General features: G+C 59.3%; 14 protein-coding genes. 9 read left to right on the forward strand and 5 right to left on the reverse strand.

Going from position 1 to position 15,732, the window contains the following annotated elements; genetic code table 11:
* The first annotated feature begins 35 nt into the window (after positions 1–35).
* Positions 36–818 carry a hormone-sensitive lipase gene (locus ACS3QZ_RS15995; RefSeq protein ID WP_456038735.1) on the forward strand — a complete coding sequence of 261 codons (783 nt, stop codon included), beginning with the start codon at positions 36–38 and terminating at the stop codon, positions 816–818.
* Here ACS3QZ_RS15995 and ACS3QZ_RS16000 read toward each other — a convergent pair.
* A complete protein-coding gene (locus ACS3QZ_RS16000) occupies positions 815–1,789 on the reverse strand; it encodes a P1 family peptidase (protein WP_456038736.1) in 975 nt (324 codons plus the stop codon). The genes ACS3QZ_RS15995 and ACS3QZ_RS16000 overlap by 4 nt on opposite strands.
* Positions 1,790–2,021: 232 nt before the next feature.
* On the opposite strand from ACS3QZ_RS16000, the gene ACS3QZ_RS16005 reads away from it, so the two are divergent.
* The 7 genes from ACS3QZ_RS16005 to ACS3QZ_RS16035 all read left to right on the forward strand — a co-directional run bounded on the left by ACS3QZ_RS16005 (position 2,022) and on the right by ACS3QZ_RS16035 (position 9,028).
* Positions 2,022–3,098, forward strand: coding sequence for a coiled-coil domain-containing protein (locus tag ACS3QZ_RS16005; protein ID WP_456038737.1), 1,077 nt, complete (start codon positions 2,022–2,024; stop codon positions 3,096–3,098).
* Positions 3,099–3,113: 15 nt separating this feature from the next.
* A complete protein-coding gene (locus ACS3QZ_RS16010; RefSeq protein ID WP_456038738.1) occupies positions 3,114–4,238 on the forward strand; it encodes a hypothetical protein in 1,125 nt (374 codons plus the stop codon).
* A 68-nt stretch (positions 4,239–4,306) separates the two neighbouring features.
* Positions 4,307–6,241 (forward strand): AAA family ATPase, encoded by a 1,935-nt coding sequence (locus tag ACS3QZ_RS16015; protein WP_456038739.1) that lies wholly within the window; start codon positions 4,307–4,309, stop codon positions 6,239–6,241.
* Complete coding sequence (locus ACS3QZ_RS16020; RefSeq protein ID WP_456038740.1) at positions 6,238–6,732, forward strand: hypothetical protein; 495 nt, start codon at positions 6,238–6,240, stop codon at positions 6,730–6,732. The genes ACS3QZ_RS16015 and ACS3QZ_RS16020 overlap by 4 nt, the downstream gene beginning before the upstream one ends.
* Entirely contained in the window at positions 6,729–8,072 is a 1,344-nt protein-coding gene (locus ACS3QZ_RS16025; protein ID WP_456038741.1) for a DUF6638 family protein, read from the forward strand. The genes ACS3QZ_RS16020 and ACS3QZ_RS16025 overlap by 4 nt, the downstream gene beginning before the upstream one ends.
* A gap of 3 nt (positions 8,073–8,075) precedes the next feature.
* Positions 8,076–8,360 carry a hypothetical protein gene (locus ACS3QZ_RS16030; protein ID WP_456038742.1) on the forward strand — a complete coding sequence of 95 codons (285 nt, stop codon included), beginning with the start codon at positions 8,076–8,078 and terminating at the stop codon, positions 8,358–8,360.
* Between the two features lie 14 nt (positions 8,361–8,374).
* Positions 8,375–9,028, forward strand: coding sequence for a DUF1523 family protein (locus ACS3QZ_RS16035; protein ID WP_456038743.1), 654 nt, complete (start codon positions 8,375–8,377; stop codon positions 9,026–9,028).
* Between the two features lie 36 nt (positions 9,029–9,064).
* Here ACS3QZ_RS16035 and ACS3QZ_RS16040 read toward each other — a convergent pair whose 3' ends face one another.
* From ACS3QZ_RS16040 to ACS3QZ_RS16055, 4 genes are all read right to left on the reverse strand, one after another.
* Entirely contained in the window at positions 9,065–9,937 is an 873-nt protein-coding gene (locus ACS3QZ_RS16040) for a dimethyl sulfoxide reductase anchor subunit family protein (RefSeq protein ID WP_456038744.1), read from the reverse strand.
* Positions 9,937–10,698 (reverse strand): 4Fe-4S dicluster domain-containing protein, encoded by a 762-nt coding sequence (locus tag ACS3QZ_RS16045; protein ID WP_456038745.1) that lies wholly within the window; start codon positions 10,696–10,698, stop codon positions 9,937–9,939. Before ACS3QZ_RS16045 ends, ACS3QZ_RS16040 begins: the two co-directional genes overlap by 1 nt.
* Positions 10,699–10,828: 130 nt before the next feature.
* A complete protein-coding gene (locus ACS3QZ_RS16050) occupies positions 10,829–13,639 on the reverse strand; it encodes a molybdopterin oxidoreductase family protein (protein ID WP_456038746.1) in 2,811 nt (936 codons plus the stop codon).
* A gap of 66 nt (positions 13,640–13,705) precedes the next feature.
* Positions 13,706–14,839 carry a citrate/2-methylcitrate synthase gene (locus tag ACS3QZ_RS16055; protein WP_456038747.1) on the reverse strand — a complete coding sequence of 378 codons (1,134 nt, stop codon included), beginning with the start codon at positions 14,837–14,839 and terminating at the stop codon, positions 13,706–13,708.
* Between the two features lie 33 nt (positions 14,840–14,872).
* Between ACS3QZ_RS16055 and ACS3QZ_RS16060 the strand changes: the two genes are divergently transcribed.
* Positions 14,873–15,724 carry a phosphate acyltransferase gene (locus tag ACS3QZ_RS16060; RefSeq protein WP_456038748.1) on the forward strand — a complete coding sequence of 284 codons (852 nt, stop codon included), beginning with the start codon at positions 14,873–14,875 and terminating at the stop codon, positions 15,722–15,724.
* Positions 15,725–15,732: the final 8 nt, after the last annotated feature.

Consider the following 15,732-nt stretch of genomic DNA (forward strand, 5'->3'; position numbering starts at 1 on the left):
ACGTAAATAGACAACATGCCAAGGATAATCGGTCAATGAATCTTGACGACGACTATGCGAACGCAGCCTACATCGCGAACGCGGACGCGTTCCCGTCTATGTGGGAAAAGAAGGCCAAAGCCTTTCGAGCGGAAACCGACGCGCGCGAAGCGTTGCCCTATGGCGCTGGCACGCGGCACAAGTTTGACCTGGTTTTGCCGTCTGGGGTACCGGTAGGCCTGTTCGTATTTGTGCATGGCGGTTACTGGCTGCGATTTGATCGAAGCTACTGGACGCACCTTGCCAGAGGCGCCGTCGACCGTGGTTGGGCAGTAGCCATGCCCTCGTATAGTTTGGCGCCTCAGGCACGGATTTCGGAAATCACACGGCAAGTCGCGCGGGCGATTGACGTGGCCGCAGGCGAGGTGGACGGTCCAATCGTTTTAGCCGGACATTCCGCGGGCGGGCATCTGGTCGCGCGCATGGCCTGTCCCGGCGTTTTGCCCGACGCTGCCGCAGACAGATTACAGCAAATCGTGCCTATCTCGCCCGTGGCGGATCTGCGCCCGCTGATGCAAACTTCGATGAATTCCGAGCTCAAGCTCGATGATGCCGAATGCTTGGCGGAAAGCCCGTCCTTGCTCAAGCCGCGAACGGGTGTCCCGGTTACGGTCTGGGTGGGCGCGCGGGAACGCCCCGCGTTTCTGGATCAGGCGCGTTGGTTGTCCGAAGCATGGGGGTGTGATCGTTTTGTTGCAGGCGAAAAACACCACTTTGACGTGATCGACGTGTTGGAGAATCCCAACAGCGCCTTGTGCCGAATGCTGTTCCCGAACTAAAGCTTACGGAAGCAAGGCAAGGTGTCTCCTTCCTGAGGCTTGGCATGATAAACGCCCCGTGCAATCGCGCGGGCGAGGCAGGTTGCGGCGGCATGCCCGAGCCAGAGACTATCAGCAATTGGATCGGCGAGTGGTCTTGCATCCGTCGACAGCGCAAAAATAAGGTCTCCGTCCATTGGCGTATGCGCGGGCACCAATGCGCGTGCCATGCCGTCATGGGCGGCGGTGGCCATGCGCGTACATTGCGCTTGGGTAAGAACTGCATCGGTGGCGACGATAGCGATGGTTGTGTTGTGGGCGCTGAGTTTTGTGTTTGGCAAGTCGCCCGGCGCTTGGGAAATGCAACCATGCCCGCCGAACTCAGCTCCGAGTTCCCAAGGCGCTGCCCAGAAGCGGGTGCCATCCGGTGATGCATCGCCAAGGGCGTTGACAGCAACCAAAGCGCCGACAGTGTGACCGGAAGGCAAAACCATTGAAGCCGAGCCGAGGCCTCCTTTATGAGAGGCAAGAGTTGCCCCGGTTCCGGCGCCCACTGTCCCAAGGTCGAACTGCTCACCCGCGTTTTCAAGCGCTGAGACCCCGAGCGCGCGATAGGGGTTCTCCGGCCAGTCCTTGTCGCCCCCGTTCAGAAGGTCGAACAGGATCGCTCCCGGGACAATCGGCACGACCTGTGATCCTGCAGCAAATCCCCGCCCCTGGGCGCGCAGTGAATCTACCACTCCGGAAGCAGCATCCAGCCCAAAGGCCGACCCCCCCGACAGCACAAGCGCGTCCACCTGCTGAACGGTTTTGTCAGGTGCCAAAAGATCGGTTTCCCGGGTTCCCGGTGCACCGCCCATAACACTCACTCCGCAAGTAAATGGGGCATCAGCCAGCAGAACCGTACTTCCGGTCTTGATCTTGTCATTCTGGGCATTGCCAACTCTGAGCCCCTCGACATCGGTGATGAGGTTGCGCGGTCCAGCTTGCATGGGAGTGCCTTTCTTTTGTCCGAGCAGCAGCTTATCGCGCTGAGTTTTGGGGACAAGCGACACAGACACAAGGTGGTGGTGTCTAACCATGCGTCCAAGATGTCTGTTTTCCTGTACTTTCTTTTGTCCTGCGCATTTGCAACACTTGACGCAAATCGCAGGGCGGGAGGATGTAAACAGGCGTAACATTTCCCATATGTGACCCAACCGTTTGATAATTATGGAGTGTTTTATGGCTGATTTTGATGCCCAGGTTCGCGAATCTCAAGAACAAGTCGCTGCAGCGCAGGCGAAGATTGCCGAATTAACCAGCCGGATCGAAACCGCGCGGGCCAAGATGAAAACCGGCGATGACATTGCGATCGACATTGAAAACGCCACGCTTGACGATGTTCATGCACATACCGAAGTCATGAACGCCAATATCGCCGAGCTGATCATGGGGCTGGACGATGTGACTTCGGCGTTTTCCAAGGACTTCGACGAGATGCGCGACAAAACCGGCTGGGAAAGTTTTGTAGGCATTTTCAGCCGCGCCAAATCGGAATCGATGCGTCAGGACCGGATTCGGACGGCCAACATCGACGACAAGCTGCAGGACCTGATCGCCAAGTCTGACGTGATTACATCCCTTCTTGAAAACCAGTTGGGTGTTCTGAACGAGCAAAAAACCAAGGTCGAAACAAACCTGACCGAAACGCTGGACGAGCGGGAAGCGACAGTCGGGGCGTTGGAACAGGTCAAGGCCGAGATCGTGGCCATGGACCCCAAGATCATCGAGCTTGAGAACAAGATTGCGGTTGAACAGGACGCTGCGGCGCGCACCCAGTTGGAAAGCGAACTGGCGGCGTTGAACAACAAGTACAATGAGCTGGTGCAAGACGAGCAGGTCAAGCTGGCCAAGTCGCAGACTCTGGAACGCTACATCGAGAAGGGCAAAACCTGGATCGATTCGCTGCAGAACCAGGCTGCGACGCAGATGGTGCTGATCAACAAGTTGCAGACGGACACCAAGCAGCGCGTGGTTCTGTATGATGCGCTGACCAAGTCGCTGAAAACGGCTCAGCAACAGGATGTGGCGCACAGGATCAACGAGATCGGCGTAGAGACCGACAAGGAGGCGCAGGCATCGATGGCCGCCATTGGCACGGCGACGAACCAGCGCATGGCCGACATGATGGAGGCCCACGAAGAGCATATGGTTTATGCCCGCGATGTTCTGGAAGCCAAAGCCAAGGCGGATGAGCGTTTTGCACGCCGGTTCCAGAAGATTGTCGATAAGCACGATAAGAACCTTTATGGCGCCTGACGGAAACCTGCCCTCATGACCCAAACGGAGTCTTCTGCCGATCACAAGGCGCTGATGGATACCCATGCGTCGCGCAGGTATTTCCAGAAGTTCGAGCGGATTACCCAGCACCTTACTCAGGTGGCCGCTGCGCGGGCTGCCGAGGGGGAGCTGAGTGATCTCGATGTGGCCGTGATCACGCGATACCTGACCGCGATCAGCTATACGTTTCGTGCTTTGAGCATGAAGTATCTGCTGGTTGGGCGGGAAACCGGCAAGTTCTTTGGCTCTCTTTCGATGGATGTGGTTGAAAGCGGGTTTCCGGTGTTCAACGAATTGTTGGTGATGGCCAACGACGCGCAACAGGCGCAGACCCATCTGCGCAATATGCCCTCAAGCGAAGATCTCAAGGACCAGATGTTGCGGGTGATCATTGGCGAGCGCGAGATACCGACCAAGCTGCAGTTCGCAATGTCTCAGAGGCTCTACTATGAGGAATTGCTTAAGGGAGAGCTGTTCTGGGCGCAGAACCATCCGCAGGTGGAATGGGTCGAAAACTTTGATGATCGGCGCCGGTTTCTCGTGCATTGGGCAGCCTATGACAGCCAGGTGAACCTGCCGACCATTTACCTTTTGGAGGTTGAAGACAGCGGGCGCACCACGTTACCCAAAGACGAGCGGCGCTGGCCTGAAGTGCAGGCGCATCTGATGGCGCAATCGTTAGGTGGTTTGAAGCTTGTGACCATCGCCAAGGGGTTCGACGAGAGCTTTGACGATCTGCACCCCAAACGGCTGCGGCGCTATCATGTTGGGCCGATGTATTCGTCGGCCTACACGCGCCAGACCGGACCGATTCGGGAAGTTCTTGAACAAGCGCGGGCGCCCGAGGGGGACGACTGGACTTTGGCGTGGACTGTGGAAGAACTTTTGTCGGAGCGTGTCAAGGAAGAGCGCGCCGGCTGGTTTTCGACAGTGGAGCGCGAGGTGTTTGCTCTCGATCCGTTTTCGGGGCGGGGTGTGGACACCGGGGCGACCCGCATGGAGCGCGCGATCATCCTGCCGCAGCGCCCATTTCAGGCGTTGGAGGAGTTGTCACCACCCGGTTTTGCCTCTGTGCGCAAATACGTGGTGAGCCCGCTGGGGCGGGTGTTGAGCTATTGAATAATCCGCGGGAGGGCCATGCCTGCGGCTTGAGTATTTTTGGCAAAATGAAGAGTGGGGTTTAAGAGATGAGCCTGACAGCCGACCAGATGGAACTGCGCGAAGAGGACATTCGCAAGCACTACGATGCTGCGGTAGCTTTGCTTGACGGGTTTGACCACACGCCCCGCATTGCCAAAGGGAAGGAGGCGCCGACGCCGGAGCGCTCTGCCGGAATAGGGACACGGCGCCGGTTTCGGAGCACCACGCCGGGACTGGTGACACGTTCGACCGCGCGCCCGGAAGGGGTTCATTTGGTGGAACGGGTGGAATCCGTCGATGGGGACGATCCGTTGGTTTCGCCCCTTCAGGCCAATGCGCTGCATGATTTACGCCGGGCTTTGGCAATCGCGCTGGCCATTGGTGAGACGTTTTCCGAAGCATCAGGGTTGGGTGATCTCAAGCGGGACAATCTTGCAGGGTCTTTGGGTGCGGATCGTAAGGCCGAATTCTCTGAGCTTCTGACCGCCGAGGCATTGGCCGTTTTGCACGTGTTTGCCAATGCGACCGCTTTTTTGTTGGCGCCGCATGTCGGGGAGGTTTCGGTCGAGGTTGGTGAAGTGCAGGAAGTTTTGACCGACAACGCGCAACTGGCCCTGCATGGCGCCTTGTGGGAGTTGGATCAGGATATCGCTGCATTGGTCAGCGAAGAAGCGCGGCTGGTGCCTTGTGTCTGTGCCTTTGCCGAGCAGTTGATGGAAAAGGTCGCGCTCAGGGCGCAGACGGCGGGGCGGTTGGCGGCTTTTGCCAATGCCAGCTGGCGGGTTGAGGCGGACGACCTGACGATCAACGGCTTTACGCCAGCGCGGGCGGCCAAGGGGTCGACCCTGACCATGACGTTCAAGAAGCCCAACGAGGTGGTGGGCAACCATATCGCCAAGTATCAGGCGATGCGGCTTTCCAAGATGCTGATGGCCTATGACTTTGAGCGAAAGCTGAACCCATTTGCAGAGTTGGGCGGGTTTATCTTTACGTTCATGGGGGATGGCAAGCCGGGCACGGGTAAGACGACGCTGATCCAGATGATGGCCGGGTTGATCAACGAATACTGTCAGGTTGCGGGCTATCCGTTCCGCTATCAGAACCTCAGCACCGACAATATCGACAGCTATCAGGGCAAGTCGGGGCAGAATGCCAAGGCGTTTATCAACAACATCATCGATCCGATGGTGATCGGCTTTGGTACGATTGACGACATCGACCAGCTGGCGGGCAAGCGTGGCGACCGGCAGTCATCGGCAGGGCAGTTGGAGATCACGGCGGTGCTGATGGAGAGTTTTGCCGGGGCCAACACGGTGGTGCGGGGCAACTGCACCTTTGGCATGTTCTCGAACTATCCTGAGAACGTGGACGACGCCCTGCGTCAGCGGGCAGGGGCGCGGTTTCTTGTCGATGGCCCGCAGACGCGCGAGGATTACATCGACATCCTTGCCCTGTTGATGGGCAAAAATCACGACATCCCGCTTGGGGATCATGAGTTGTACGAGGCGCAGGCGATCCAGAAGGCGGTGGCCGCGTCGTTCGAAAGCCATTCCCGTCCACATGAAGTGGGTCTTTTGAACGTGTTTAACCGGGTGCATGACCAGATCGGCGAACTGGACACGATTGCCAAGCTTGGCACCTATCTCAAGGCGATCCAGCAGGCGGATGAGCGGTTTACGGGGCGCGCGATCAAGAACATCACGGACGCGGTCAAGGTGCGGGCGATGGATTTCGAACTGCCCGACGAATGGATGGAAGACCCAGAGTTATTCCTGTTCCAACCCTATGAGCGCAAGAAAGACATGATTTCCGCGCTGAGGGTGCCGATCACGGTGGAAATGGTGATCCAGGAGATCAACCGCTACGCCGATTCAGAGTTCCGCTATGCCGACAAGTCTGACGAAGTGGCGATTGAGGCCATGGTGCGGGATTTCGGACGGCAGGAAGAGGCGAAGAAGCGGTATTTGGAGGGGAAGAGGTGAGAATCCAAGACAGCGAACTTACGAGAATTGAGGTTTGCAAGGCTTGTCGAGATGCCATCGTGTTGTGCAACGAATTTGAAATCTGTGTCGCTAGTTTTCGGTGGTTTCCGACCAGAGGGTTTCCGGAAGCTTCGGAAGAAGATGTTCTAGTTTGGCAAAAAGATTATCTGCGAAGCAACAAAGCTGAATTGGAAAGGAGCGCTGCGCGCCTTCGGGCCCAACTGCAATACCTGCAGTTTTTGCTGAGAGTTGAAATTGATGAGTTCTATGGTTGGGATGAGGTTTTGAGTGTTTTGTCACGCGCACTGACGGCGTTTGACGAAGCTCATGATCCGACAAATTCCCAAGCAATTGATGACCTGTCTCGAAACTATTTGGATAAAGAGTATAACTATCCCTTTTCTAGCCCCTGGGATCAATCTGAGTTCAAGACCAGAATTGAGATAGTCGCAGAAAAACTTGTCCAAATTGGGATGGAAGGTACTCAATGAAACGCCTTATCCAACGCGGCCTGATGTTTGGTAATCTGATCGAGGTGGCCTCGCCGGTTTTGGTCGAGCGCTACAACCGGGCGCTCGATCATCTGACCGGAAAAACCACTGAACTCACAGATTTCCACATCGACATTTCCGGCTATTCCCCAGAGATCGGGGATGAGCTGGGCGATCATCTCTATCTCAACCATAACGGGGTCAATCGACAGTTCATCCTGCTCACTACCGAACAGAAAACCGCGCCGCTCTTGAATGCAAAATTCTCGAACAGCCGGGGCATTCTCAAACAGTTCATCACCGAGAACGAACCACAGCTTTTTGCTCTCGCCGCGCGGGATGCGGTGGCGGGGGAGTTGGTGAACTCAGTGTTTTCCGTCTCGGACCCAAAGCGCCTTTTCGACATTCGAAAGATCGAGGTCGAGGCGGACACCACCCAAGGCACGTTGCGTGATGCGGACGAGCTGGCCGGGATGGTGGATCGGTTCAAGGGCGAGGAGGATGCTTGGTTTGATGATGTGCTGATCGCGGACATGATCTCTCTTGCCAAGCGCACCGGGGATGTGACGCGCAATCCGGTGCGGCTCAAACACATGGCGTTTCAGCAGGACAATTTCTGGACCGCGCATTTTGGCGGGCTTTATGTGTTTCGGGGCCTCGCACATCCAGCGGTGATCGCGCGCGGGGACAAGGACGCGCTGGGCAAGTTGCCGATCAAGTATATGTTTGATTTCCGCGACCGTAACCAGATCGCGAAGTTCTTTGACTACAATGACTTGGTTGAACCCATCGTCAAGGCGCGGGGCATTGATGCGAGCGCCATCCTGCGGCAGAAAATGGACTTTATCGTCGTTGATGCGGCGCAGGAGGCCGGGGTGGACCTGACTGGGGCGACGCGGCGGGATATCCGGTCGCTGGCACGCAACCACGCAGAGCAATTACCGCCCGAGTATCACGGGCTCCGGGCTTTGGTGAACTGGGCTGAGAGTGATGGGCCGTGGCCCAAGATCAATAGCGACCACCCGGCCTATTTCTATTCCTTGCGCGCTGCGGACACACCCGACAAGGATCTGGTCAACATGCTGCTCGCAGAGCTTGCGCCCAAGGATGTGCGGCAGTTGTTCATCTGCCACAAAGAGGCGTTCTATGCCGCCTATGCCGGGTGGAGCGAGACGAAGAAATCCTATGTGGCCGATTTTCTGGACCGCGAATATCAGGTGGACAAGGCCGGTGCACGTGCTGCGCTTTTTGGGCATGATGCGCCGATGGAAGAACCTGTCTCGGCCATACGTGATGATCTTATTGCGCGCGTCGGTCCCTGGGGCGCGGTGAGGAGGTAGGCTATGTTTGCATTGCTGAGATTGATGGCGGTCGGGTTTGTCGTTCTGACGGTGGTCTACATTTGCCTGTCGCTTTATTCCCGCAGTGTTCGGCGGGGCAAGCTGGAGGCCGAATGGGACGAAACCCATGGCACCGGTGATCGCGAGCAAACGCCGGAGCGGGACGCGTTTATCGAAGAGGGATTGCAGGACTACGATGGGTCTCTGCGTCGCAAATTGATCTGGGGAGTTTATATCATCCCCATGACGCTGGTAACGGCGCTGATCTATTTCATGAATTTCCACTAAGGAGGACCACTGGGATGGTCTATGTCAAATGGGGTTTCTGGGGGCTGTTCTGGCTGCTGGTGGCGGCGTTCTTTCACTATACGCTGCCGCAGCACGATATTGCCCGGATCACGGATACCTACGAAAAGCGGATTGATTTCGGAGAGAACTCGATTTTCTGGGCGCAGCCGGATGCCAGCAATGCGACAGGCGGTGCGAACCGGGATGTGTTTTTCATTCAGACCAAGCGCCCGAATGGCAAGGTGATGGTCTATCGCAACGAGGATACCTCTGCCGGGTGGCCGCCCTATTTCAAGTTTGACACCTCTAATCTTCAGGCAGAAGCGGCGGATTTGAAATCCACGAGCGACAACCCGCGCTGGGTGGCGATCAAGCATTATGGCTGGCGCAACGAGTTCCTGTCGATCTACCCGAACGCGGTTGGGGTGAAGCCCGTCGAAAGCCCGGATGTGCGGATCATTCCGTGGATCAACATTATCATCCTGACACTGTTCTTTGCGCTGGTCTGGGCGGTTTGGGTGCGTTGGCGTCGCTTCAGGGCGGCGCGAATTGATCCGGTTCTGGAGGACATGGGCGACAGCCTTGAAGCCGCGGGCGATAGCCTTGCTGAAAAGCGGGGACGCCTTTCGCGCTGGCTGGATACTTGGCGCAGCAAGCCACGTAAGTGATTGGAAAGACAGAAAACGGGCCTTTTGGCCCGTTTTTTATCGCATCCCGTAGTAGAGGCCGACAGTGTGTTCAGCCTCGGCGAAGAACAACCAGCGGCAGATGGCGACGCCTGCGATATGGCAGAGCACAGCGAGCGCGGCGAGCCAATGGCTGAAGGACAGGGACAGCAGGAGAACCGGCAGCACGATCATCAGGGCAAAGCCAATAACGCGCAGCTTCTGGGCGTGCTTGCGGCCAATCACGAAGATGAATTCGCGCATCAGGTAGTTTGGTGACGTGTGGGGCGGGGCAAGTGAGCGCACCGTACCGCGATTGCCCAAGCCTGTGGCGGTGCCAAGATCTGTGCCACTTTGCGCAAAGGCGCGGTCGCCGCGCATCCACCACGCCAGTTGCACAAGGCCAGCCAGCAGTAACAGTGACACGCCAAATGTTACCCGTCCTGACAAAAGCGCACCGCCTGCGAGAGAGAGGCTTAGAAACAGGGCGGGGGTGAGTGGGGAATTCCACCGGGGGATCGTGGCCAGTTGGGTATAGATCATCGAGGTCGTGAAGACGGTTCCAAGCGAGAGCAAGGCGCCGATCCAGCCCAAGGGGGCGAGGTGCAGACCCGCAAAGACGAGGGCAGCGGCATAGACGGCCATGACGAGCAGGGCGGCGACGGCACAGATGCCTTCGCGGCTGAGCCAGCTTGTGCGCCACTGGCTGAGCGCGCGCCAAGCGCGTTCGGGATGGCCGAGATGAAAAGTTGAAGCGAGCAGGCCCCCCACCGAAAGTGCAAAGGCGATGGCAAAGAACGCGAAAGCCACCATGCCGGTCGGTGGCGTTGAATTAAGACCCAGCCAGAAGAGCAGACCAAAGCCTAACCCGGAAAGGGTTGTGAAAATGATAACGGACGGGGCGGGATGCATCAGACGGACCCTCCGGGCAGTTTATCAAGGGCTTTGTCGAGCCAGTTCAGGAAGCCCGAAGGCTCTTCGGCGACGGGGGTGAGGAGCGGAGCCAGCAGGCTTTGATCGTCCCAGCGGTCCTTTGCGCGCGGGGGTAGATACTTGTTGACCGGGGCCGTTCCAAGCTCCGGCATGAGGTCGATTCCTCCCCTTTGTTCAACGAGTTGCGACACTGCGCTGGTCGGGTCGGCGAAGTCTCCAAAGTGGCGGGCGCCGGCGGGGCAGGTGCGCACGCAGGCAGGTTCGCGGTCTTCTTTGGGCAGGTTTTCGTTGTAGATGCGATCCACGCAGAGGGTACATTTCTTCATGACACCTTCGGCCTGGTCCATTTCGCGCGCACCGTAGGGGCAGGCCCATGCGCAAAGCCCGCATCCGATACAGTGATCTTCGTTGACGAGCACGATCCCGTCTTCGCGGCGCTTGTAGCTGGCTCCGGTGGGGCAGACCGTGACGCAGGGCGCTTTTTCGCAATGTAAACAAGACTTTGGGAAGTGGATGGTTTGTGCCGGGCCGGTGTCGGGCTGTACCTCGTAGCTGTGGACGCGGTTCAGGAACGTGCCCATGGGTTCGTCGCCATAGGGGCGTTGATCCGAGAGGGGCGCGCCGTAGTTTTCGGTGTTCCAACCCTTGCAGGAGATCACGCAGGCGTGACAGCCGACGCAAGTATCAAGGTCGATCACAAGGCCGAGTTTGCGGGTGGTTTGGGTGGGCAGATCGGTCATTTTTGCGGTTCGGTATTGCGTCGGTATAACGTCGGTATTGCGTCGGTATTGGCGGGGATGGGGGCGCTGCCCCCGTCGCCAAGGGCGACTCCCCCGGGATATTTTTGGCAAAAGGAAGATGCGGGTTGCGTCATGTGCCAACCTTCCACTTGAGGGATTGCGGACCTGAGGGCACAGGGGGTTTGATCGGGTCGAAGGCGGGTTGGGCCTCGGTCGGGGCCGCGACTTTCTCGAGGTGGACGCGCAGGTCGAACCATGCGGCCTGTCCGGTGATGGGATCGGAATTGGCCCAGCGTAGCCCGTCGCCTTTGGCGGGCAGAAGCTCGTGGATCAGGTGGTTGAGCAAAAAGCCCTCGCGCGCCTCCGGGGCGTCTTCGGAGAGGGCCCATGTGCCCTTGCGCTTCCCGATGGCATTCCATGTCCAGATGGTATTTTCGTTCAGCGCCGCCTGATGGGCGACGGGGACGGTGATCTCGCCATGGGCAGAGGTGACGCGGGCCCAGTCGCCTTCTTTGAACCCGTGTTGCTGCCAAAGTTTGGTCGGCAGGTAGAGCGGGTTCCTGCCATGCAGTTGGCGCAGCCACGCGTTTTGTGTGCCCCAGCTATGATACATCGCCATCGGGCGCTGGGTCAGGGCGTGGATCGGGAACTGGTCGGTGTCGACGAGGGTTTGTTCGAACGGTTCATACCAGATCGGCAGGGGGTCCATGACCTGTTTCAGGCGGTTGCGCAGGTGATCGGGGGGCTGGCGGTCGCCATGACCTTCGGCGGCGCGCTGGAATTTGCGCATGGGTTCGACATAGAGCTGGAACAGGAAGGGCTGGGGCGCGTCGAAGAGGCCGATTTTCACCGCCCAGTCTTGGTAGTCCATGTTCCAGGGTTTCATGTACTGGGCGTTGTCGGGGATGTGTTCGACGAAGAAGCCGCCGTTTTCGATGTAGCGGTTTAGCTGGTCCGGGTTGACGGCGCCGCGCCCGGCCTGATCGCCATCGTCGCCCCGCCAGCCAGCAAGTGGGCCGATGCCGGGGCGGCGTTCGTGGGTGACGATGTAGTCGGCGTAGTCCTTCCACTTGGGGCTGCCGTCTTCGTTGAGGAAACCGGGCAGGCCGATTCGGGCGCCCAGTTCGATCAGCACGGATTGGAAGCCGCGCACGTCTCGGTCGGGTTCCACAACGGGCCAGCGGATCGCGTCGGCGGCGGCGTCGGCCTCGCAGATCGGACGGTCCAGCAGCGAGATGCAATCGTGGCGTTCCAGATATGTCGTATCGGGCAGGATCAGGTCGGCATAGGCGACCATTTCGGAACTATACGCATCCGAATAGATGATGCGCGGGATGCGGTAGCCGCCATCGTCGTTGCGGTCGGTCAGCATCTCGATCACGCCCGAGGTGTTCATGGTCGAGTTCCACGCCATGTTGGCCATGTACATGAACAGCGTGTCGATCGGATATGGGTCCTGTGCATGGGCGTTGGAGATGACCATATGCATCAGGCCATGCACGGACATCGGGTTTTCCCACGAAAACGCCTTGTCGATGCGGGTGGGTTTGCCTTTGTCGTCGAGTTGAAGGTCTTCGGGGCCGCGTGGGAAGCCAAGATGTGGACCTGCCAGCGGGCGGCCGGGGCGACCCTGGCCATGGGGTGTGGGGTGGGCCTCGACCGGCTTGGGATAGGGTGGCTTAAAGCGGAAGCCGCCGGGGACCTCGACACTGCCCAACAGGATTTGCAACACGTGCAGGGCGCGGCAGGTCTGGAACCCGTTGGAATGGGCCGAGATGCCGCGCATGGCGTGGAAGCTGACCGGGCGGCCTGTCATGGTCTTGTGGCTCTCACCGCGGAAATCGGTCCATTCGAGATCCAGTTCGAAGGCTTCGTCAAAGGCGACGCGCGCAAGATCTGCGGCAATGGCGCGGATACGGCCCGTGGGGACGCCGCATCGCCCGGCGACCGCGTCGGGGCTGTACTCCGCTGAGAGGTAGCGTTCGGCCATGTGGGCCATGACGGTGCGGTGCGTGACGCCTGCATGACGGTAGGTGGCGGAAAGGTCGGGGCGCACGCCTTTCTGGTCGAAGGGGGTGGGTTTGCCGGTGGCGCGGTCGATGACCAGCTGTTTGCCATCGTCGTCGCGCAGCAAGAGGCCGGTTTCCCCATCCACCAAAACCGGTGCGTTGGTGTATTGAGCGAGATAGTGCAGGTCGATCTTGCCCGCGCGCATCAGTTCATGGACCAGCGCGAGGATGAACAGGCCATCAGTGCCGGGGGTGATGCCGACCCAATCGTCGGCCACCGCGTTATACCCTGTGCGGATGGGGTTGACGCCGATCACGCGGGCGCCCCGTTCCTTGAGCTTGCCCAGCCCCATCTTGATCGGGTTGGAGTCGTGGTCTTCCGCGACGCCAAACAGCATGAAGAGCTTGGTGCGATCCCAGTCGGGCTGACCAAACTCCCAAAAGGCGCCGCCCATCGTGTAGATGCCCGCAGCGGCCATGTTGACCGAGCAGAAGCCACCATGCGCCGCATAGTTCGGAGTACCGAAATTCTGGGCCCAGAAAGACGTGAAGCTTTGGCTTTGATCGCGGCCGGTGAAAAAGGCGAGCTTGTGCGGCGCGGTTTCGTGGATTTCGGTAAGCCAACCGACGGCGGTGTTCATCGCCTCTTCCCACGAGATTTCGCGGAACTCGCCGGACCCGCGCGGCCCGGTGCGCAACAGAGGCTTTCTCAGGCGTGAGGGGGCGTTGTGCTGCATGATGCCAGCCGAGCCCTTGGCGCAGAGCACGCCCTTGTTGACCGGGTGATCGCGGTTGCCTTCGATATAGGCAACTTTGCCATCCTTCATATGCACGTTGATCCCGCAGCGGCAGGCACACATGTAGCAGGTGGTCTGACGGATTTCGTCAGAGACCTTGGGGGATGTGTCGATGCGGTGCTGTGGGGCGGACATGGGGGCCTCGAGGTTGTTTGGAACAGAGTGGCGCAATGCGGAGGGATTGCCAGAAGTTTTTTCCGCCTAACGGCCGGAGATCGGGACAAAGCTGCGCATCTCGGGGCCGTTATAGAGCGTCAGCGGGCGGATCAGGATATTGCTGCGTTGCTGTTCGATGCATTGCACGATCCAGCCGGGCATGCGGCCAATGGCAAAGATCGGGACATACAGGTCCATCGGAATGCCGTGCAGTTGGTAGATCACGCCCGAGTAGAAATCGACGTTCACGTTCAGGCCATGGCGGGCATAGGGCTTCATCGCCTCAACCACGGCTTGCAGGATTTCATACCATTCCGGCGCGCCCATCTCTTCGCCGAGTTTACGCACACCGTCGCGCATGTGGCGCGCGCGGGGATCTTCGGCGCGATAGACGCGGTGGCCAAATCCGGTGACGGCTTCGCGAGCTTTGCGCTTGGCTTTGACGTAGTCGGCGGCCTTGTCCGGTGTGCCGATCTCGTGCACCATTTTCATAACGTCTTCGGCTGCGCCGCCATGGGCCGGGCCTGCAAGCGTCGAGAGGGCCGTGACGATGGCACCGTGCAGGTTGGCTTCGGTGCCGATGGTGACGCGGGCGGCGAAGGTCGACGCATTGGCGCCGTGTTCTGCATGCAGGATGAAATCCACATCGGCAAGGCGGGCGGCGTCATCCGAGGGCTTCTCGCCCTTGAGCATCCAGAGCCAGTTGGCGGCGTGGCTGAGGGTTGGGTCCGCAGGCACGGGCGCGCGCCCGTTGCGGATGTTTTCGTGCGCGGCGATGATCATGGGCACCTGGCTTGTCAAGCGGATGCCATTGGCGATGAATGCGTCTTCGCCTGTGTTCCGGCTGTCGGGTTCGAGTGCGGCGAGGGCCGAGACGGCGGTGCGCAGCACGTCCATCGGGTGGCCGTCGACCGTGGCATGGATGATGTCAAAAATCTGCTCGGGGAGGGTGCGGGCGGCCTTGAGCGCGGCATCGAAGGTGGCGAGTTGATCCGCGTTTGGCAATTCGCCGTGGATCAGCAGGTAGCAGACTTCTTCGAAGGTCGAATGGGTGGCGAGGTCATGGATCGAGTAACCACGGTAAGACAGTTCGCCCTTGGCGCCGTCTATGTGGCTCACCCCGGAGCGTTCGAAATAGATGCCCTTCAGTCCGCGGTTGATTTTGACTGTGTCGGTCATCATTGTCTCCTGACATCGAAAGAGGGGGCGGACATGTCAGCACTGGAAGCGGCAAGGGAACGCGTGCGAAGTCGGCTGTCGCGGGTGGTGATGCCCGAGATGAAAGACGACCGCATCGCCCAGGCCGCAGCGCGGTTGGAAAGCGAAGGTTTGTGCGAGGTGGTTCCATTGGCTGACGCGGTGGAACCATATGTCGAAACGCTGGTCCGTGCGCGGGGAATGAAGGAGGGGATTGCCCGTCGCATGCTGACCCGGCCGCTGTACCGGGCGGCGGCGATGGTGGCGAAGGGTGAAGCGGACGCGATGGTGGCCGGGGCAGTGTCGTCGACGAAAGCGGTGATCGAAGCTGCCTCGATCGGGATTGGCCTTGCCGACGGTGTCAGCCTGCCGTCATCCTTTTTTCTGATGCGGTTCCCGGATGGGCGCGAGGTGATTTTCGCTGATTGCGGATTGAATGTCGCGCCGGATGCGGAGGGGTTGGCCGCGATTGCCCTGGCGTCGCAGAAGAGCGGTGAAGCCCTTCTTGGAGAGGCGCGCGTCGCTCTGTTGTCGTTTTCCACGGACCGCTCCGGCGTTGGGGAAAGTGTGGACCGAGTGCGGGCCGCCGCCGAGTTGTCCGGTTTCGTTGGTCCCGTGCAGGGAGATGCTGCGCTTAACCCGCGGGTGGCGGAGCAGAAGGGTATGGGCGATGGGCGGGCCAACGTGTTGGTTTTTCCGTCACTGGATGCGGGAAACATCGCGTACAAGCTGGCGCAGGAACTGGCCGGAGCACAGGCTTTGGGGCCAATTCTGCAAGGATTTCGCCATCCGGTGTGCGATCTAAGCCGGGGCGCAGGCGTCGACGACATCGTAGACGCCACGGTGGTGACATTGGCGCTGCGGTAGCGGCGAGG

The organism is Shimia sp. W99, assembly GCF_053851455.3.